This is a genomic window from Hydrogenophaga sp. LT287, assembly GCF_055702805.1.
The window spans coordinates 107,026-125,312 of record NZ_JBVPZC010000003.1 but is presented as its reverse complement, the minus strand read 5'-3'; the positions used below and the strand labels follow the sequence as shown (position 1 = coordinate 125,312).

Sequence of the window (18,287 nt, the reverse complement as noted above, 5' to 3'; positions counted from 1 at the left end):
TTTTGCAGCGCCCAGGCGCGGCTGCGGCGCAGGCGCTGCCGGCTGCGGTCTGGTGGCAAAGACCTCCAGCGGTGGTCTGGATTCAGGTCCTTTCAGGATGGTTTCGTTGCAGCCGAGTTCACAAATTTGCGCACCAGGCCGTCCATGGCAATCAGGTAACCGTCAACGCCGAAACCAACCACAATGCCCGCGGCCGCAGGCGATACCCAGGAGTGATGGCGAAAGGCTTCTCGTGCATGCACGTTGGACACGTGGCACTCGATCACAGGCAACGGATCCACGCCCTTGATCGCGTCATGCAGCGCGATGGATGTGTGGGTGAAGGCCCCCGGGTTGAACACCACGCCCAACGCCTTCCCCTCGCTGTAGAGCCGGCCATATTCGTGCACTTTGTCCAGCAGGGCGCCTTCCCAGTTGCTCTGGAAGCACTCGACCTCGTAACCCAGGCTTTCGCCATGTGCCTTGCAGAAGGCTTCCACATCGGCCAGCGTGGTGTACCCGTATTGCGCAGGCTCGCGGGTGCCCAGCAAGTTCAGGTTGGGGCCGTTGAGGATCAGGATCTTTTTCATGTTGTGTTCTGCACCGGTGGTAAGGCTTGGAGCCGTGATTTTGACCCAAAGGGCCCTTGGCGGGTCGCAAGCGCTGCCTCCGCCGTGAAAAGTTCGCCGCCTGCCCTGACGGCGCTGCGGGTCGCAGCAGCTACCATCGTGCCTGCCGTTTCTTTGATGCCTTTCATTTGTTTCTCGCGAAACACCGCCCTGCGCCATGCCCCAAGCCACTGCCCGCGACACCGCTTCGGCCTTTCGCAAAAAACCGGTTCAATTTGCCCCCGTGCCCTGGAGCGGGCGGGTGGACCCGGACGAATGCCACCGCCCGGGCGGCTTGCTGACCGCCGCGCTGATGCAATGCGCCAGCGAGCGCGACCTGTCGCAAAGCGACTTGGCCAGCGCGATGGGTGTGTCGTATTGGGATGTGAGTCAGTTGCGGATTGGGTTTCGGCCCATTGAGTCCATCAAAGAAGAGCTGGCCGATGCCTGCGCCGTGTTTCTGGGTGTGCCGCGACGGACCATTGAGATGCTTGCTGGCCTGCTGGACCCGCAGGACGCACTGGCCACGGCGGCGCTCACGGGTGAGGACATCGTGCATGCGCGCCATTTGCAGGCCCGCGAAGCGCCCGATGTGGCGTTGGACGTGCAGCTGAACCGTGCGCGCCCGTTGCAGGCCTTGTCGGTGGACGAGCTCGCCGAACTGCAGCGCGCCTACGGCAGCAACCTGGCGGTGGGTGAAGCCTTGCGCGCCGAGCTGCGCCAGCGGCCCATGTCCAAAACCGAGCTGTTGCGTGCGGCGGTGGGCACGCAAGTGCCCACTGGCTCAGCGCCGCAGCCCGCGCTTGACGATGAGCCGCCACCAGCCCAGCCGGCCACCGCCATCATTCGCTGCACCTGTTGCCAGAAGCGCCTGCGCATTCCGCAGATGGACAGCCCCAGCGACATCCGTTGCCCCGCGTGTCAAACCGAGTACGCCGTCGATTGGCAGGCTTCGGTGTGTGTGGTGCAGCGCCATGAGCCGCCACAGGACGAAGCAAGTTTTGAAGAAGGTGCAGACCCACACCCCGACTTGTCGCACACGCCACCGGCCAACCCTTGGGCGGTATTGGGGGTGGCCCAGGGCAGCCCGTGGGCCGAGGTGGAGCGCGCGCGGCGCATGCTGCTGCAGCAATACCACCCAGACCGCCTGGGCCATGTGCCGCCGCTGGTGCACAAGTTGGCCGAAGACGCGTTCAAGCGGGTGAACGATGCCTACGACGCGCTGAAGGCGCAGCGCTAAACACCCCTGGTGAGGCGTGTGGTCACGGCACCGGGTCTTCCACCCCTGTGCGCCGCAGCGGGTTGAATCCCGTCACCAGCGCGGTGGCCAGCAACACCAGCGCGCCGCCGGCAAAAATGCCCGGCGACAGCGCTTCGCCCAGGAAAATATGGCCCCATGTGACGCCAAACACCGGGATCATAAAAGCCGGGCTCATGGCCGCCACGGGCGACACGTGGCGAATGATGCGCAGGTGCGCCCAATAGGCCAGACCCGATGTGACCACGCCGAGCATCAGCAGCACGCCCAGCGCCGCCGGTGTGAACTGCGCTTGCGGCAGCCCCCACACCGCGCCGGGCAGCAAGAGCACCAGCGACATGGCGTGGATGCCCGCTGCAATGGCCAGGGGCTGCATACGGGTGGTGGCGCGTTTCATGAGCGATGTGGAAAAGCCGTAACAAGCGGCCGCCGTGATGCAGGCCAGCGCGGCGGCCAGCGTGGCGGCATCGGGCTGCACCGGGCCCAGCCGCACGATCAGGCCGACCCCCAGAAAACCGCATAGGCAACCCAGCAGCTTGCGCGCAGACAAGGTGTCTTCCTTGAGCCAGGCCGCGGCCAGCGTGCCAAACAGCACCGCGGTGGTGTTGAGCAAGGCGCTGTAGCCCGCCGGCAGGCGCAGCGCAGCCCACGAATACAGCAAAAAAGGCGCGGCCACCGACAGCACGCCCAGCCCCAGCAGCTCGCGCCAGTGTTGCCAGGGCCAGCGGTGGTTCAGCGCGCGCATGACGATGGCCAGGGTGACGGCGGCCAGGCCCACCCGGCCACCGGCCAGCACCATGGGCCCCAGCAGCGGGCTGGCGATGCGCAAAAACAAAAACGAGGCACCCCACAAAGCTGAGAGGCCGATGAGCTGCGCGAAGTGTTTGTTTTTCACTGCGCGATTGTGCGGGGCTTTCGCGTGGCGGTCTGTCCGGTAGGTGCTATGGGCCGCGTTGTGTCAACCCGCGCGCCGCATCGCTTCAGCCGCCAGTGTGTTCCCCAAGCCGTCGACCCCTGCCGCTGCGCCCAGCCGGTCGCGGTCCTCGCGGTTTTGGCCGAGCTTGGACTTGCCCACCAGACGGGTGATTTCAATCTCTATCCCGACTATGGCTTGCAGCAACCCGGTGATGAACTCGGGCGCCGAGTCGCCCATTTTCCAGGGCTTGGGCTGCTGCGATCGCTGCTCGTGCTCGCGCGTGAGGCGCGCCACCAGCCCGCGCACAAAGCGCTCGTCGTCCATCACGCGCAGGCGGCCGTGGGCGTGCACCACCTGGTAGTTCCAGGTGGGCACGTGGCGGTGGTGTTCGGGCTTGCTGGGGTACCAGTTGGGCGATATGTAAGCGTCGCTGGCCTGAAAGACCACGAGCACGTCGGCGCCATCGGCTGGCACCTCGCGCCACACCGGGTTGGCGCGCGCCACATGGGCGCGCAGCGTGCCCTGTGGGCCAGCGTCCTCAATCAGCTCAAACGGAAGGTGGTTGGCGTCCAGCCCGCCTGGCCCCTGGGTGATCAGCGTACCCAACGGGTGTTCGCGCATCACGCGCTGCAGTTCGTCGGGGCGGTGTTCTTCAAAGTGGGTGGGGAGGTACATGGCGGGAATTGACGGGCGCAGGTTCAAGAAGCTGCTTTTATATCGCGACCGGGTCCGAAAGGGGTGGACCCTGCCTGCGTCAGCGCGTGGTGTCGCGGTCCATGGCCTGCTGGACGAGGTCGGCCATGGCGTGCGATCCGTGGCTCGTGGACGCGCGCAAGCCACGGACGGTTCCTTCCCGGTCGGCCCAGGCTTCGTCCTGGCTGGCCTTGAGCTTGCCTTCGAGCCGGTCAATGGGCATTTGAATACCGACGATGGCGCGCATCAGCTGGTCCAGAAAATCGGCCGGCGCGTCAGCCATGCGCCAGGGTACCGAGCGCCCGGCCTCCTGGGCGTCGGTCAGCCGGGTCAACAGGTCCAGCAGGCCTTCGCGATCCTCGACAACGCGGGCCACGCCGTGCGCATGGGCGACGGCGTAATTCCAGGTGGGTACGACCCGTCCATGCCTGTCCTTGCCCGGGTACCAGCCGGGCGTGATGTAGGCCTGCGGGCCTTGGAAGGTCACCACCGACGGTGTGTGAGGGTGCAGTTCGCGCCAGACCCCGTTGCCCCTGGCCACGTGCCCCAGCAGGGTTCCGTGCGGGCCTTGTTGGAGGTCCAGCACAAAAGGCAAGTGGTTGGCGATGAGCCCGTTCGCGCCCTGGCACACCCAGGTACCCAGACGGTGGGCATTGATCAGCGCGAACAATCCGTCGCGGTCGGTGAACTGGTGGTAAGGCGGCAAGTACATACCGGTGCCTCAGGCGCCCTGAAGCGCATGGCGCAGCAGCAGCGCCGCCAGCAGCCACATGGTCATGCCGATCAGGCCGTCCAGCACCTGCCAGGCGCGGGGCCTGGCGAACAGCGGTGCCAGCCAGCGCGCCCCGAAACCGAGCGCCGTGAACCAGCTCAGGCTGGCGATGCTGGCACCCGCCACAAACCAGCCCCGCAGCCCTGCCGGTTGTTGGGCGCCGATGCTGCCCACCAGCAGCACGGTGTCCAGGTACACATGGGGGTTGAGCAGGGTGAAGGCGGCGGCCTGCGCCAGCGCGGCGCCGTGGCTCAGGCCCGCGCCACCCTCGGCCGCCCTCAGCTGGCTTGCCCGGCGCGCGCGCTGCAGCGCCTGCCAGCCGTACCAGGCCAGGAAAGCCGCTCCGGCCAGCGCCATGGCTCGGGCTACGCCGGGGCTGTTGCCGAGCGCCTGCGCCATGCCCAGTACACCGGCGGTGATGAGCAAAGCGTCGGCGAGTGCACAGAACAGCACCACGCTGGCCACGTGCTCGCGCCGTAGCCCCTGTCGCAGCACAAAGGCGTTTTGCGCGCCGATGGCCACAATGAGCCCCAGGCTCAGCACCAGGCCCTGCAGGAAGATTGGGAACACTAGCGAAGCGGAGACGGAATCAAAAGTCATGTGGCGAGATTGCCTGCGTTGTTTAATGAAGGCAAACTGTCTTTACTTCACTCGATTAAGAAGAACTGCATTCATGCTGGATTACGCCGCTCTTCATGCCCTGGCCGCCGTGGTGCGCGAAGGCAGCTTCGAACGTGCAGCCCGCGCGCTGCATGTGACGCCCTCGGCCGTGTCGCAGCGCGTGCGCCTGCTGGAAGAGCGCGTGGGCTGCGCGCTGGTGGTGCGCGGCCAGCCGTGTATGCCCACCGACACCGGCCGGCGCATGTGCCAGCACATGGACCGCGTGCGCCTGCTGGAACAGGACCTGAACGATGCCTTGCCAGCGCTCGCAACCGAAGGCGCGGCGCGCGTGAACCTGCCGGTGGCCGTGAACGCCGACAGCCTGGCCACCTGGTTCGCGCCTGCGCTGGCCGCGTTTGCTTCGCAGGCGCCTGTGCTGATGAGCGTGAGCGTGGACGACCAGGACCATACTGCCGAATGGCTGCGCACCGGCGCCGTGCTGGCCGCTGTGACGGGTACCGCCCGGCCAGCCAGCGGCTGCAACAGCCAGCTGCTGGGCGCCATGCGCTATGTGGCGGCGGCCAGCCCGGCGTTTGTGGCGCGGTATTTTGCGAGCGGGGTGGGCGCGGGCAGCCTTGGGCAAGCGCCCAGTTTGGTGTTCAACACCAAGGACGAGCTGCAGGCGCGGTGGGTGCGGCGCCTGTGCCACCGGCATGTGGAGCTGCCCAGGCACAGCCTGCCGTCGTCGCAGGCGTTCGTGACCGCTGCGCTGGCCGGCATGGGCTGGGGGCTGCACCCCGGGGCGCTGATAGCGCCCCACCTGGCAGACGGCTCGCTGGTGGAGCTGGTGCCTGACAGCCCGCTGGACGTGCCGCTGCACTGGCAGACGGCCAGGGCAGCATCGGGCTTGCTGGATGGGCTGACGCGACAGGTGGCAGCAGCCGCGCGCAGCGCCTTGTTGCAGTCCTGAATCTCACATCACAATTTCTTCCGCCACCACTTTGGGCTTGCCCCGACTGGCCGTGACCGAGCTGCCTGCCGCAGCGCACATCACCAGCACAATGGCCAGCCACTGCAAGGCGCTCAGGTGCTCGCCCAGTATCAGCAAACCCAGCATCGCGGCCACCGCGGGCTCCAGGCTGGTCATGATGCCAAACGCTTCTTGCGGCAAGCGTTTCAGGGCCACCATTTCGAGCGAAATGGGAATGGCGCTGGACACCGCGGCCACGCCCAGCCCGAACAACACAATGTTCGGGTCGAGCAAGGCGCTGCCAGCGTGCCACACGCCAAACGGCACCACGGTGAGCGCGGCCACGCTCAGGCCCAGCGCCACCGAATGCCCGGCGTGCAAATGCCCCAGGCGCTTGCCAAAGACAATGTAGGCGGCCCAGCACACCGCGGCACCCAGCGCAAAGGCCACGCCGGTGGGGTCGAGCTGGGTCACATCGTGCCCTAGCGGCAGCAACAGCCCGAGGCCCACGACCGCCAGGGCCACCCACACGAAGTCAATGGGTTTGCGCGACGACCACATGGCCACAACCAGCGGCCCGCTGAACTCAATGGCCACCGCCACGCCAAACGGAATGGTTTGCAGCGACTGGTAAAACATCAGGTTCATGCAGCCCAGCGCCGCGCCGTAGCGCATCAGGCTTTTGGCGTCGGCCCTTGACAGCGGCCAGCGCCAGGGCCGCCACAACAAGAGCAGCAGCAAGGCCGAGAAGCCCACCCGCAGCGCACTGGTGCCCAGCGAGCCCACCTGGGGAAACAGCTGCTTGGCAAACGATGTGCCAATGCCCAGCGCCGTGACGGAGCCGAGCACGGCGAGCAAGGGCAGGGCCTGCGCCCAGCGAGGAGAAGTCATGTGGGTGGCGGCGCCACGCCTTTTCAGGCGGCGCCAGGCAAAAAGTGTCGGGCTTGCAGGGGGTCAGACCAGGGGCACGGTCAGGCGGTCAATGACCGGGCGGGTGTCGGGCCGCACACCGCGCCACCATTCAAACGCCTCGGCCGCCTGCTCCACCAGCATGCCCACACCGTCGGCGATGTGGGTGGCGCCAGCGGCCTGCGCCTGTTTCAAAAAGGGCGTGAGCCCCTTGCCGTAAACCAGCTCGTAGGCCAGCGCGCCCGGGGCAAACACCCCGGCTGGAAAGGGCAGCGCGGCTTGCGAAAGGCCGGTGGAGGTGGCGTTGAGCACCACATCAAAACACTCGCCCGCCAGGTCTTCGTAGCCACCCGTTTGCAGGTTCACATGGGCCGCAAAGTCGCGCCGGAGCTGGTGGGCTTTGTCGGCGCTGCGGTTGGCCACGGCCAGGAGCGCGGGTTTTTGCAGGGCGATGGGTACGATGGCGCCGCGCGTGGCACCGCCAGCGCCGCACAGCAGCACGCGTTTGCCCGCGAGCGACACGCCCAGGTTGCGCTGGATGTCGTTCACCAGGCCCAGGCCGTCAAAGTTCTGGGCATAAATGCGGTCGTGCTCAAACTTGAGTGCATTCACCGCACCGGCCATGCGCGCCGACTCCATCGGGTCGGTGGCCAGTTCAAACGCCTGCAGCTTGAACGGCAAGGTCACGTTCAGGCCGCGCCCGCCCTGGACGCGAAAGGCTTGCACCACCGCAGCAAAACCGTCCAGCGGCGCTTCGATGGCGGTGTATTCCATTCGCTGGCCGGTGGCCTGCGCAAACAGGCCGTGGATCAGCGGTGACTTGCTGTGTGCAATGGGGTGGCCGATCACGGCGTAGCGGTCGGTGGCGCGGGGTTCACTCATGGGGCGTGTTCAAAGGTGGCGTGGCAAATGTGGTTTGATACAGGCCTTTTCAGGCAGATCCCCCGTATTTTCAGCGGTCAGCAGACATGGCAAAAAGCAATTCGGCGCGCAGCGCCTGGTTTGACACCCAGAGCCTGCAAAAGCAGGTGGATTATCAGACGTGGGCGCGCGGCCAGTCGCTGTTTCTGCACGGCAAGGTGTTGTCCTACGAGGTGACCCCCGACGGTGTGTCCTGGGTCATTTCGGGAGAGGTGCAGGGCACCCAGGTCGACCCCTACGAAGTGCAAGCCGAGATCACGCTCGACCCGCAAAACCGTCTGGTGGACTGGTTTGGCACCTGCAGCTGCCCCGTGGGCGAAGCCTGCAAACACGCTGTGGCCATGACCATCAAGGCCGGTTTCAACGGCCTGCGGGTGGGTGACGCGGTGGTGCCTGCGACCTGGGTCAACAGCGACGATGTGGCGCAGCGGGCCCACACCGATGGCGTGTTGCAAGCCGCCAAGGCGCGCCTTGAGAAACAGGCCCAGACCGCCGCCGAGGCCATGGCCGAGCGGCAGTTGATGGGCTGGCTGCAAAAAGTGGATGCCGCCCAGAGCCGCGCGATCAGCCCACGAGCCGACGCGCGCAGCGGCGAGCCCCGGGTAGACCAGTTGCTCTACCTGGTGTCGACCATGGCGGCACCGGGCGGCTCCCGTTTGCAGATGACGCTCACCAGCGCCTACGCCAAGGTTCACGGCGGCTGGTCCAAACCCAGCGTGGTGCGCTACGAGCCCAGCGCGGGCTACGCCCTGTACGACCAGGCCAGCCCCACCGACCGCCAGGTTTTGCAGCTCATGCGCGCCTGCAAGGGTGCGCGCGCTGGCTACAGTTTTGGCTACGGTTACACCGACACCGTGTGGCCCGGTGGCGAAGCCGGTTTGATCATGCTGCGCCAGGCCGCCAGCACCGGTCGGATGTTTACCCGCTCCAGCACCGGCTACCCCGAGCGAGCGCTGCGCTGGGGTGAGCCCGAGCCCCTGCAATGGCGCTGGGTGGAAGTGGCTTCAAGCCGCGAAACTCAGCCTGGCTGGCGCCTGCAAGGCGCCTTGGCACGCGACAACCTGCAGCTGTGCGCCAACGAGCCGCTGCTGTACCTGGACGCCGAGCGCGGCCTGGTGGGCGCTGTGGTGGCCGATGGCGTGGCGCCCGAGCGCCTGGCTGCGCTGCTGGACGCGCCAGTGCTGGCCGCCTCAGCCTTGCAAAAACACGCCGACCAACTGGTGTTGCTGCTGGGCGCCTTGCCGCTGCCGCCGGTGTTGCCCCGCGTGGAGTCGTTGGTGGGCGTGGTGCCGGTGCCTTGTCTTCTTCTGAGCCCGGTGCCCGCCCAAGATGCCCCGGCCCAGGGGCTGGTGCGCGGGCAACTGCGGTTCAATTACGCGGGCCACCAAGGCTTTTGGCAGCACCAACAAGCCACGGTGATGCTGCCCGCCCAAGCGCCGGGCGGCCCGCGCCAGCTGCTGCACCGCGACCTGGCCACCGAGCAGCAAGCCCTGGAGCGCTTGCACGCGCTCGGTTTGCAGCTGGCCAGCGACGGGCGGCTGGCCTTGCTGCCCACCGCCTCCCCGCTGAGCTGGTTGCGCTGGGCCAACAGCGGCTGGGCCGAGTTGCGTGAGGCGGGTTTTGATGTGCTGCTGGACGCAGGCATGGCCCACTGGGTGCAACATGCCGATGGCCTGCATGTGGCGCTGGACGCGCACGGCGGTGAGCCCGGCGACGAAGGCGCTTCGCCGTGGTTTGACCTGTCGCTGGGCATCGAGATCAACGGCGAGCGCCACAACGTGTTGCCCTGGCTGCCCGAGATGCTGGCCGCCGCGGCGCATGGGCCGCTCAACCCCGAAACCGGCCAGCCCGAACTGCCTGAGTTTTTGTATGTGCGCGCCGACAACCAGCCCGGTTTTGTGCGGCTGCCCAGCGCGTCCTTGCGCCCCTGGCTCGGTGCCTTGCTGGAGCTTGTGGGTGACCGGGCGGTGGACTTTGGGGCTGAAAAAATCCAGCTCTCGCGCATGGAGGCCTTGCGCACCAGCGCCGCCCTGGGCGAAGGCGTGGCCTGGGCCGGCGCCCAGAGCCTGCAAGGGCTGGTGCAGCGTATGCACGGGCAGCAAAGCCTGCCGCCGGTGGCGCTGCCAGACAGCGTGCGCGCCAGCCTGCGCCCTTACCAGCAGCAGGGCTTGAACTGGCTGCAGTTCTTGCGTGAAAACGCGCTGGCCGGCATCTTGGCCGACGACATGGGCCTGGGCAAAACCCTGCAAACGCTGGCCCACATCCAGGTGGAAAAAGACGCCGGCCGCCTGGACCGGCCCGCGCTCATCATCGCGCCGGTCAGCCTGCTGGGCAACTGGCAGCGCGAAGCCGAACGCTTTTGCCCCGATCTGCGCTGCCTCGTCCTGCACGGGCAAGACCGCCACGCCAAGGCCGCCGATCTGCAAGGTGTTGACGTGGTGATTGCGCCGTATTCCCTGCTGCAGCGCGACCGCGAACTGTGGTTGCAAACGCCCTGGCACCTGGTGGTGCTGGACGAAGCGCAGAACATCAAAAACGCCAGCACCCACGCGGCCCAGGTGGCGTGCGAACTGGTCACCCGCCACCGGCTGTGCCTCTCAGGTACGCCCATGGAAAACCATTTGGGCGAAATCTGGAGCCTGTTTCACTTCCTCATGCCCGGGTTTCTGGGCGGCCAGCAGCGCTTCAAAGAGCGGTTTCGCAACCCCATTGAGCGCCAGGGCAACGCCGAGCGGCTGGCGCAGTTGCGCGCCCGCATCACCCCCTTCATGCTGCGCCGCACCAAGGCGCTGGTGGCCCACGAACTGCCGCCCAAAGTGGAAACCGTGGCGCGGGTGGAGCTGGCTGGCAAGCAGGCCGATTTGTACGAAACCATTCGCCTCAGCATGGAAAAAACCGTGCGCGAGGCCCTCGACACCAAAGGCCTGGCCAAGTCGCAAATCACCATCCTGGACGCGCTGCTCAAGCTGCGCCAGGTGTGTTGCGACCCGCAACTGCTCAAGCTGGACGCAGCCAAAAAAGTCAAACAGTCGGCCAAGCTCGAACACCTGATGGAGCTGCTGCCCGAGATGCTGGCCGAGGGCCGGCGCGTGCTGCTGTTTTCGCAGTTCACCAGCATGCTCACCCTGATTGAGGCCGAACTGAAAAAACGCGATCTGAAATGGGTCAAGCTCACCGGGCAGAGCCAGAAACGCGACGAGATCATCGACCGCTTCACCAGCGGCCAGGTGCCCCTGTTCCTCATCAGCCTCAAGGCCGGTGGCGTGGGCCTGAACCTGCCCCAGGCTGACACCGTGATCCACTACGACCCCTGGTGGAACCCCGCGGTGGAAAACCAGGCCACCGACCGCGCCCACCGCATCGGCCAGACGCAAAGCGTGTGGGTGATCAAGCTGGTGGCGCAGGGCACCATTGAAGAACGCATACTCGCGCTGCAAGAGCGCAAAGCCGCCCTGGCCAACGACGTGTACCGGGGCGCCACCGCCCGGCGCGAGCCCCTGTTTGGTGAGAGCGATCTCAACGAGTTGCTCAAGCCCCTGGGCGCGAGCTGAATTTTCCACACCGAAGGACAGCCCAACATGACCACCCCACTCAAAATCGATTTCGTCTCCGATGTGTCTTGCCCCTGGTGCGCCGTGGGCCTGGGCGCGCTGGAGCAAGCCCTGGCCGCCGTGCAGGGCAGCATCAGCGCCGAGCTGCATTTCCAGCCTTTCGAGCTGAACCCGCAGATGGGCCCAGAGGGCCAGGACATCACCGAGCACCTGACGCAAAAGTACGGCAGCACCGCCGCGCAGCAGGTGCAGATTCGCGACACCATTCGCCAGCGCGGCGCCGACGTGGGCTTTGCCTTCAACCCCGACGGCCGGGGCCGCATCTGGAACACTTTTGACGCCCACCGCCTGCTGCACTGGGCCGAGCTGGAAGGTGCCCCCGGCCAACAGGCTGCGCTGAAAAAAGCCTTGCTGGCCGCCTGCCACACCCGATCAGAAGCCATGGCCGACCACGCCGTGCTGCTGGCCTGCGCCGAGCAGGCCGGGCTGGACGGCACCCGTGCCCGCGCGGTGCTGGAGAGCGGCGAATATGCGCAAGACGTGCGCGAGCGCGAGGCGTTTTACACCAGCCAAGGCATCCACTCGGTGCCCGCCGTCATCATCAACGACCGCCACCTCATTTCAGGCGGCCAGCCTGCGGCGGTGTTTGAACAGGCGCTGCGGCAGATTGCCGCGGGCGGCTGAACCCCTCAGACCCGCAGCGCCAGCGCCTTGCTGATCTTGTGCCGGCTCACCGTGGGCTTGGGCACCTTGTGCGGCAGGTGTTCAAACCAACGCCGCACATCGTCTTCCACGCACAGGCCGTGCATGTAGTTGTAAATGGCTTTACGCAGGCCCTGACCCAGCGCGTCGTGGTCGGTGCCGGTGGGGTCGATGAAGCCGATGTCGTTCTTGGCAAAACTCACCGGCGGCAGCGGGATCAGCTTGATGCCGTAGGCGGTCGGGTCCATGCCCACGGGGGAGTGCACGGTGCAGCTGAAGCGGTGGAAGAAGCCGCTCTGGATGCAGCCGGCTTCAAACAGCTGGCGCACGTATTCCAGCGCGTCCACCGTGTCTTGCAGCGTCTGCGTGGGGAAGCCGTACATGAGGTAGGCGTGCACCAGAATGCCCGCGTCTGAAAAGCCTTTGGTGACGCGCGCCACCTGTTCCACGCTGACACCTTTCTTCATGAGCGTGAGCAGCCGGTCGCTGGCCACTTCCAGGCCGCCGCTCATGGCGATGCAGCCGCTTTGCGCGAGCAGATCGGCCAGCTCGGGTGTGAAGGTTTTTTCAAACCGGATGTTGCCCCACCACGAGATGTTGAGTTGGCGCCGGATGAGTTCTTCGGCCAGTGCTTTCAGGGCTTTGGGGGGCGCGGCCTCGTCCACGAAATGGAAGCCGGTCTGGCCGGTTTCTTCCACGATCTGCTGGATGCGATCGGCCAGCTTTTCGGCGGTGGCGGTTTCATAGCGGCCGATGTAATCCAGGCTCACGTCGCAGAAGCTGCATTTTTTCCAGTAGCAGCCGTGCGCCACGGTGAGCTTGTTCCAGCGGCCGTCGCTCCACAGGCGGTGCATGGGGTTGAGCATGTCGAGCAGGCTCAGGTATTTGTCCAGCGGCAGACCGTCCCAGGTGGGCGTGCCCACGTCTTCAAAGGGAATGTCGGGCTCGGCCAGGTTGGTGTATTTCACCGCGCCGTTGTCCCGCACAAAGGTGCGCTGCAGGCGCTGGCGCCCACGCTGGCCTTGCAGGTGCTCGATCAGCGACAGCAGTGGGCGCTCGCCCGAATCGAGCGTCACGTAGTCCACGAAGTCAAACACGCGCGGGTCGCTCAGCTCACGCAGTTCGGTGTTCACAAAACCGCCGCCCAGCGCCACGGTGACACCCGGGTGGTGGGCCTTGATGGTCTGGGCGATGCGAAAGGCGGCGTACACCGAGCCGGGAAAGGGCACCGACAACAGCACCAGTTGCGGCTGGTGCCGCGCGATGGCGGCCAGGGTCAGGTCGCCCAGCAGGTCGTCCACCAGCGTGGGCGGCGCGGCCAGCGCCTGGGCCAGCGGGTCAAACGTGGGCTGGCTGCTGGCCAACGACTCGGCGTAGCGCACAAATTCAAAGCGCTCGTCCACCGCGTCGCGCAGCACGTCGGCCAGGTCGTTCAGATACAGCGTGCACAGGTGGCGCGCTTTGTCTTGCACGCCGAGCGCGCCAAAGGCCCAGGCCAGCGGGTCGCCGCTGCCGTCGTCTGCGTACGCATCGAGCGCGGCAAAGCGAGGGCCTTCGGGCAGCAGGCCGCGCGCGGCGATGCGGTGGGCCAGGGTCGAGTCGCGGCCCTGCAGGTAGGCCATGACGGGGCCGATGGTGCTGCGGTAGGTGGCGAACTGGTCCAGGAAGGCGTGCACGCTGGCGCTGCGCTCGGCCTCGGGCAAGGCGTTGGCGCGGTCGCGCACAGCGTCCAGCCCGGCGGGTGTGAACAGCTGGAGCACGAGGGCGAGCGCCAGGTCTTCCTGCACGGCGTCAAAACCGCGCGAGCGCAGAAAGCCGGTGAGGTAAGCGGTGGACGGGTAGGGCGTGTTGAGCTGCGTCATCGGGGGGATGAGGCTCAGCACGCGGAAGTCGGTGGGCATGGGCGGTTGGGCTTGGGGGCAATACCGGGAGCTTAGCCCAAGCCCACCACCGCAGCGGGCTTGGGCGTGCCATGCCCGCTGCCGGTGGAGGCTTACGCGGGTTGCGCGCGCGGCATCAAAGGGCAGGGGCCGGCACCACCAGGCGCGTGTGGCGCTGCTGGGCCTGCCACTGCGCCACATGCCCGGCGAGCTGGTGCGCGGTGATGGCCGAGAGCGTCCAGCCCAGGTGGCCGTGGCCGGTGTTGTAGAACACGTTGGCTTTTTTGCCAGCGCCCACGCGCGGCAGCATGTCCGGCATCATGGGGCGCAGGCCGGCCCAGGGCTCGGCGCGGCGGGTGCTCACGCCGGGGAAACACTGGTTCACCCAGTCGGTCAGCGGGCGGATGCGGTCGGCCCGGATGTCCAGGTTGTAGCCGTTGAACTCGGCTGTGCCGGCTACGCGGAAGCGGTCAGCGCCCAGGCGGCTGGTCACGAGTTTGGTGGCGTCGTCGAGCAGGCTCACCGTGGGTGCGGCGGCCTGGCTGGCTGCGTCGTTCAGGTGCACGGTGATGGAATAGCCCTTGACCGGGTACACGTTGAGCCGGTCGCCCAGTTGCGCGGCCAGAGCGCGGCTGCGCACACCGGCGCAGACCACCACAGCGTCGGCTTGCACGGTGTCGCCGCTGGCCAGCACCACGCGCGCCACTTGCCCGTTGCTGCTGACCGACTGCACGGCCTCACCGGTGAGGAAGCGCACACCCAGGCGCTCGCAGGCCTGGGCCAGTCCGTGGGTGAATTTGTGGATGTCGCCGGTGCTGTCGCTCTCGGTGAAGTAGCCGCCATAAAAATCGCCGTGCAGCGTGGGCTCAATGGCGCGCATCTCGTCGGGTGTCACGGCGCGGCGCGGCAGCCCGCCCGCAGCCAGCAGTTTGGACACTTCGCCCGCGTGGTCAAAGCCGGCCTTGTCGCGGTAAATGTGCAAGATGCCTTCGCGCTTGAGGTCGAAGTCGATGCCTTCGTCCTGGGCCCAGGCAAACAGGTGCTGGCGGGCTTCGATGGCCAGGCGGGTGGTGGCTATGGTGTTGTCGCGGTACTTGGGGATGTTGGCCACGAACTCGGCCATCCAGCTCAGTTTGTGCCAGCTGGGCTTGGGGTTCATGAGCAGCGGCGCGTCGTTTTTCAGCATCCACTTGATGCCTTTGACCAGGGTGGACGGGTGGGTCCACACCTCCGCGTTGGAGGCCGAAAGCTGGCCGCCGTTGGCGTAGCTGGTTTCCATGCCGGCGTAGCGATTTTTTTCAATCAGCGTGACGCGGTGGCCTTGTTTGGCCAGGGTGTAAGCGCTGGTGACGCCGGTGATGCCGCCACCGATGACGATGAGGTGTTGTTGAACCATGGGAATCTCGCTTTCAAAGCCGTCAAACAAAGGGGTACGTGGCCTGCACACGGTGTGCGGACCACGACCCCCTCTGTTTGGGACCTGAGAGATTCACCACCCCGCTGGGGAAATGGCTTGCTCCTGCGGTGGGCCGGGAGACGAATCCCGACCACTCTTCAGAGTTTTGATGCGTGTCGATCGGTCCTTTTGCCTGAGAGTTTCCGGGGCGGTTGCTCCTTCGGCGCTGGCCTGCGTGGCAGGTCAGTCTCTCCCGATCGACTGCGTGATTGTCGCTTAACTTACCGCATCCATTGCACCAACACCAGGCTGATGGAAGGGAATGCCACCAGGACCGCCAGGCGCAGCACGTCGACACCCACAAAGGGGAGCAGGCCGCGGAAGATGGTGCCCACCGGCACCTTGGGCAGGTTGGCTTTGAGCACAAACACATTCATGCCCACGGGCGGTGTGATGAGCCCGATTTCGGTGAGCACGACCACGATGATGCCGAACCAGATCAGGTCATAGCCCTGGGCCACCAGCGTGGGCAGGAACAGCGGTACAAAAATCAGGATGATGGCCATCGCGTCCATGACGCAGCCCAGCAGCAAAAACACCGCCAGGATGGCCAGCAGAATGCCCAGCTTGGAGAGGCCCGAGTCGTTGATGAGGGACAGCAGCTCGTCGGCCAGACCCGAGAAGCTGATGAACTGCGCAAACATCATGGCGCCGAACAGCACCACATACAGCATGACCGAGGTCATGGCGGTTTCCTTCATCACCTCCATGAATCGGCTCCAGCCCATGCGCCGCTGTGCCAGCGCAATGAGCAGCGCCATGCCGGCACCGATGCCGCCGGCTTCGGTGGCGGTGAACCAGCCTATGTACAGGCCGCCGATGATGAGCAGAAACAGCGCCACAAAGGGCCACACGCCAGCCAGCGACGCCCAGCGTTCGGCGGCCGAGACGCGTGCACCGCGCGGTGCGTGCTCGGGTTTGACCACGGCGATCAGGTAGATGACGCCCATGTACATGGCCAGGCCCAGCAGGCCCGGCAGCACGCCGGCGATGAACAGCTCGCCGATGTTTTGCTGCGTCAGGATGCCGTAGATCATCAGGATGATCGAGGGTGGAATCAGGATGCCCAGCGTGCCCCCGGCCGCAATGGTGGCGGTGGCCAGCCGGTCCGAATAGCCGTATTTCTGCATGCTCGGGTACGCCACCTTGGACATGGTGGCGGCGGTGGCAAAGCTCGATCCGCAAACCGCGCTGAAGCCCGCGCAGGTGACCATGGTGGCCAGCGCCAGGCCGCCGCGCACACTGCCCAGAAAGGCGTTGGCGGCGCGGAACAAATCCGCCGAAATACCGGTGCGCGACAACACGTTGCCCATCAGGATGAACAGCGGCACCACGGCCAGTTCATACGAGAAAGCGGCTTCGCTCAGCGTCATCGGCAACAGGGTGGCGGCCACGCCGAAGCTGTTGATGGCGGTGATGCCACCGATGGATACGGTCAGCAGCGCAATGCCCAGCGGCACGCGCAGGAAAGCCAGTAGCAGCACCAGGCCGAGACAGATCAGTCCGATGGTCATGATGGAAGTTCCTCGGTGTGGGATTCGGCGTGCGGTGCTGCCGTAAACAGCGCCAGAAGGGAAGCCAGTGCGGTGGTGATGGCGATGAAGGTGTACATCCAGGCGCGCGGGATCATCAGCGCCGGGCTGATCTCGTTGATCTGCCGCGCCTCTTCGATGGCCAGGTAGTACTCCCAGGCAATCAAGCCCAGCACGGCGGCGATCAGCAGGTCCACCGCCTTGTGCCACAGGCGCCAGCGCGGCTGCAGCAACCAGTGGTCAAACAGGTCGATGCTCAGGTGGCCGCGGCGGGCCGTGAGCAGCGGCAGACCCGCAAAAATGATGACGGCCATGAGGTGCTCGGTGATGTCGTTGGCGCCAAACACCGGGGTGTTGAAGAGGCGCCGCCCCACCACGTCGGTGAAGGTCAGCGCCACCATGGCCGACAGCATGAGCACCAGCAACAGGCTCACCGCCCGCTGGATGCCTTGTTCAAAGGGTTTCATGGCCGTGTTCTCCGTTCAGTCGCGGCTTACTTGGCCAGCGTTTTGTATTGCTGCTCGTAGAAGGCGACCATGGCGTTGTGGTCCTTCACACCAAAGCTGGCGCCGTCTTTATGCAGCTCGCTGAGCATGGAGGTGCGCACCTTGCGAATGTTGTCCAGCAGCGCGGGGCTGGGCTGGGCGAACTTGTGGCCGTTGGCACGCAGCGTGGTTTCGGCCGACTTGTTTTGCTTGTCGAATTCCTGGCCCCAGCGGCGCGACAGGGCCTCGCCAGACACCTTCAGGATCGCCTGCTGGTCAGCAGCGGACAGGCTCTTGAACTTGCCCTCATTGATGCCGATGAAGAAGGAAGCTTCGTACAGACCACCAGGGATGATGGTGTGGTTCTTCAGCTTGCCGTCCAGACGGAAATTGACCACCGATTCCAGCGCGTGCAGCGACGCGTCGATCACGCCGCCTTCGAGCAGTTCGTAGGCCTTGGTGCCGGGGCCGGCCACCGGAATGGCGCCCAGGTCTTCCAGCAGGCGTTTCTGGATCGGGCCGCCCATGCGCACCTTCTGGCCCTTGAGGTCATCAGGCGTGTCGATCACCTTGGAGGGGTGGTGAAACTGGCCGCCACCCAGCATGCCGGTGCCCAGCAGGGTCACGCCCTTGAAGGCTTCGTTGCTGGCCAGGAACTGGGTGTAGGTGCGCCACAGCGCCACCGAAGAGGCTTCGCTGCTTGCGCCCATCAGGGGCAGCTCGGAGAACCAGACGTGCTTGAAGCGCTCGGGCTCGTAGGTGAAGTTGCCCCAGGTGATGTCGGCCACGCCTTTGCGGGCCAGTTCCCAGTGCTGGGCGGGTGAGCCCACGGCCTTGGGCAGCAGGTTGATCTTCACGCGGCCTTCGGTGGCTTTCTCCACCTCGGCCATCCAGGGCTGCAGGATGTCCTTGACCACGTAGTGCGTGGGTGGCACCCAGCTTGACATGGTGAGCGTGGTCTGGGCCTGGGCGGTGGCGGCGCTGCCCAGCGTGAGCAGGGCGGCGCTGGCGATCAGGGCGTGGATGCGTTGGCGGTTTTTCATGGTTTGTCTCCT

General features: G+C 66.0%; 16 protein-coding genes and 1 riboswitch. Of the genes, 4 read left to right on the top strand and 12 right to left on the bottom strand.

All coding sequences use genetic code 11. The features are described from left to right. Positions 1-92: 92 nt before the first annotated feature. Positions 93-569 carry a type II 3-dehydroquinate dehydratase gene (gene aroQ / locus AC0GNR_RS04120; protein ID WP_472899735.1) on the bottom strand — a complete coding sequence of 159 codons (477 nt, stop codon included), beginning with the start codon at positions 567-569 and terminating at the stop codon, positions 93-95. A 196-nt stretch (positions 570-765) separates the two neighbouring features. On the opposite strand from aroQ, the gene AC0GNR_RS04115 reads away from it, so the two are divergent. Next, entirely contained in the window at positions 766-1,827 is a 1,062-nt protein-coding gene (locus tag AC0GNR_RS04115; protein ID WP_472899734.1) for a DnaJ domain-containing protein, read from the top strand. Between the two features lie 22 nt (positions 1,828-1,849). Here AC0GNR_RS04115 and AC0GNR_RS04110 read toward each other — a convergent pair whose 3' ends face one another. From AC0GNR_RS04110 to AC0GNR_RS04095, 4 genes are all read right to left on the bottom strand, one after another. Continuing rightward, positions 1,850-2,740 (bottom strand): DMT family transporter, encoded by an 891-nt coding sequence (locus AC0GNR_RS04110; RefSeq protein WP_472899733.1) that lies wholly within the window; start codon positions 2,738-2,740, stop codon positions 1,850-1,852. A gap of 63 nt (positions 2,741-2,803) precedes the next feature. Beyond that, entirely contained in the window at positions 2,804-3,436 is a 633-nt protein-coding gene (locus AC0GNR_RS04105) for an FMN-binding negative transcriptional regulator (protein WP_472899732.1), read from the bottom strand. A 79-nt stretch (positions 3,437-3,515) separates the two neighbouring features. After that, entirely contained in the window at positions 3,516-4,166 is a 651-nt protein-coding gene (locus AC0GNR_RS04100; protein WP_472899731.1) for an FMN-binding negative transcriptional regulator, read from the bottom strand. A gap of 9 nt (positions 4,167-4,175) precedes the next feature. Next, on the bottom strand, positions 4,176-4,826 hold the full coding sequence (locus tag AC0GNR_RS04095; RefSeq protein WP_472899730.1) for a LysE/ArgO family amino acid transporter: 651 nt from the start codon (positions 4,824-4,826) through the stop codon (positions 4,176-4,178). Positions 4,827-4,899: 73 nt separating this feature from the next. On the opposite strand from AC0GNR_RS04095, the gene AC0GNR_RS04090 reads away from it, so the two are divergent. Beyond that, the gene (locus tag AC0GNR_RS04090) at positions 4,900-5,796 is read left to right on the top strand and encodes a LysR family transcriptional regulator ArgP (protein ID WP_472899729.1); all 897 of its coding nucleotides are present in this window, start codon (positions 4,900-4,902) and stop codon (positions 5,794-5,796) included. A gap of 3 nt (positions 5,797-5,799) precedes the next feature. On the opposite strand, the gene AC0GNR_RS04085 is transcribed toward AC0GNR_RS04090, so the two are convergent. Beyond that, a complete protein-coding gene (locus AC0GNR_RS04085) occupies positions 5,800-6,687 on the bottom strand; it encodes an EamA family transporter (RefSeq protein WP_472899728.1) in 888 nt (295 codons plus the stop codon). A 63-nt stretch (positions 6,688-6,750) separates the two neighbouring features. Further along, positions 6,751-7,587 (bottom strand): shikimate dehydrogenase, encoded by an 837-nt coding sequence (aroE, locus tag AC0GNR_RS04080; protein ID WP_472899727.1) that lies wholly within the window; start codon positions 7,585-7,587, stop codon positions 6,751-6,753. Positions 7,588-7,673: 86 nt separating this feature from the next. Between aroE and AC0GNR_RS04075 the strand changes: the two genes are divergently transcribed. Continuing rightward, positions 7,674-11,177 carry a DEAD/DEAH box helicase gene (locus AC0GNR_RS04075; RefSeq protein ID WP_472899726.1) on the top strand — a complete coding sequence of 1,168 codons (3,504 nt, stop codon included), beginning with the start codon at positions 7,674-7,676 and terminating at the stop codon, positions 11,175-11,177. 27 nt (positions 11,178-11,204) lie between these two features. After that, positions 11,205-11,861, top strand: a complete 657-nt coding sequence (locus AC0GNR_RS04070; protein ID WP_472899725.1) for a DsbA family oxidoreductase — start codon at positions 11,205-11,207, stop codon at positions 11,859-11,861. Positions 11,862-11,866: 5 nt separating this feature from the next. On the opposite strand, the gene AC0GNR_RS04065 is transcribed toward AC0GNR_RS04070, so the two are convergent. From AC0GNR_RS04065 to AC0GNR_RS04045, 5 genes are all read right to left on the bottom strand, one after another. Continuing rightward, entirely contained in the window at positions 11,867-13,780 is a 1,914-nt protein-coding gene (locus AC0GNR_RS04065; protein WP_472899724.1) for a B12-binding domain-containing radical SAM protein, read from the bottom strand. A 115-nt stretch (positions 13,781-13,895) separates the two neighbouring features. Then, complete coding sequence (locus AC0GNR_RS04060) at positions 13,896-15,155, bottom strand: D-amino acid dehydrogenase (protein WP_472899723.1); 1,260 nt, start codon at positions 15,153-15,155, stop codon at positions 13,896-13,898. A 171-nt stretch (positions 15,156-15,326) separates the two neighbouring features. Then, positions 15,327-15,421, bottom strand: a riboswitch (glycine riboswitch). A gap of 15 nt (positions 15,422-15,436) precedes the next feature. Then, positions 15,437-16,729 carry a TRAP transporter large permease gene (locus AC0GNR_RS04055; protein ID WP_472899722.1) on the bottom strand — a complete coding sequence of 431 codons (1,293 nt, stop codon included), beginning with the start codon at positions 16,727-16,729 and terminating at the stop codon, positions 15,437-15,439. Then, on the bottom strand, positions 16,726-17,214 hold the full coding sequence (locus AC0GNR_RS04050) for a TRAP transporter small permease (protein ID WP_305343344.1): 489 nt from the start codon (positions 17,212-17,214) through the stop codon (positions 16,726-16,728). The genes AC0GNR_RS04055 and AC0GNR_RS04050 overlap by 4 nt, the downstream gene beginning before the upstream one ends. A gap of 26 nt (positions 17,215-17,240) precedes the next feature. Then, positions 17,241-18,275, bottom strand: a complete 1,035-nt coding sequence (locus AC0GNR_RS04045; protein ID WP_472899721.1) for a TRAP transporter substrate-binding protein — start codon at positions 18,273-18,275, stop codon at positions 17,241-17,243. Positions 18,276-18,287: the final 12 nt, after the last annotated feature.

Bases quoted from the DNA above. Each gene is read 5' to 3' on its own strand.
- aroQ (WP_472899735.1), bottom strand. From the start codon at position 569: ATGAAAAAGATCCTGATCCTCAACGGCCCCAACCTGAACTTGCTGGGC.
- AC0GNR_RS04070 (WP_472899725.1), top strand. From the start codon at position 11,205: ATGACCACCCCACTCAAAATCGATTTCGTCTCCGATGTGTCTTGCCCC.
- AC0GNR_RS04055 (WP_472899722.1), bottom strand. From the start codon at position 16,729: ATGACCATCGGACTGATCTGTCTCGGCCTGGTGCTGCTACTGGCTTTC.
- AC0GNR_RS04100 (WP_472899731.1), bottom strand. From the start codon at position 4,166: ATGTACTTGCCGCCTTACCACCAGTTCACCGACCGCGACGGATTGTTC.
- AC0GNR_RS04095 (WP_472899730.1), bottom strand. From the start codon at position 4,826: ATGACTTTTGATTCCGTCTCCGCTTCGCTAGTGTTCCCAATCTTCCTG.
- AC0GNR_RS04105 (WP_472899732.1), bottom strand. From the start codon at position 3,436: ATGTACCTCCCCACCCACTTTGAAGAACACCGCCCCGACGAACTGCAG.
- AC0GNR_RS04050 (WP_305343344.1), bottom strand. From the start codon at position 17,214: ATGAAACCCTTTGAACAAGGCATCCAGCGGGCGGTGAGCCTGTTGCTG.
- AC0GNR_RS04060 (WP_472899723.1), bottom strand. From the start codon at position 15,155: ATGGTTCAACAACACCTCATCGTCATCGGTGGCGGCATCACCGGCGTC.
- AC0GNR_RS04115 (WP_472899734.1), top strand. From the start codon at position 766: ATGCCCCAAGCCACTGCCCGCGACACCGCTTCGGCCTTTCGCAAAAAA.
- AC0GNR_RS04045 (WP_472899721.1), bottom strand. From the start codon at position 18,275: ATGAAAAACCGCCAACGCATCCACGCCCTGATCGCCAGCGCCGCCCTG.
- aroE (WP_472899727.1), bottom strand. From the start codon at position 7,587: ATGAGTGAACCCCGCGCCACCGACCGCTACGCCGTGATCGGCCACCCC.
- AC0GNR_RS04085 (WP_472899728.1), bottom strand. From the start codon at position 6,687: ATGACTTCTCCTCGCTGGGCGCAGGCCCTGCCCTTGCTCGCCGTGCTC.
- AC0GNR_RS04065 (WP_472899724.1), bottom strand. From the start codon at position 13,780: ATGCCCACCGACTTCCGCGTGCTGAGCCTCATCCCCCCGATGACGCAG.
- AC0GNR_RS04090 (WP_472899729.1), top strand. From the start codon at position 4,900: ATGCTGGATTACGCCGCTCTTCATGCCCTGGCCGCCGTGGTGCGCGAA.
- AC0GNR_RS04075 (WP_472899726.1), top strand. From the start codon at position 7,674: ATGGCAAAAAGCAATTCGGCGCGCAGCGCCTGGTTTGACACCCAGAGC.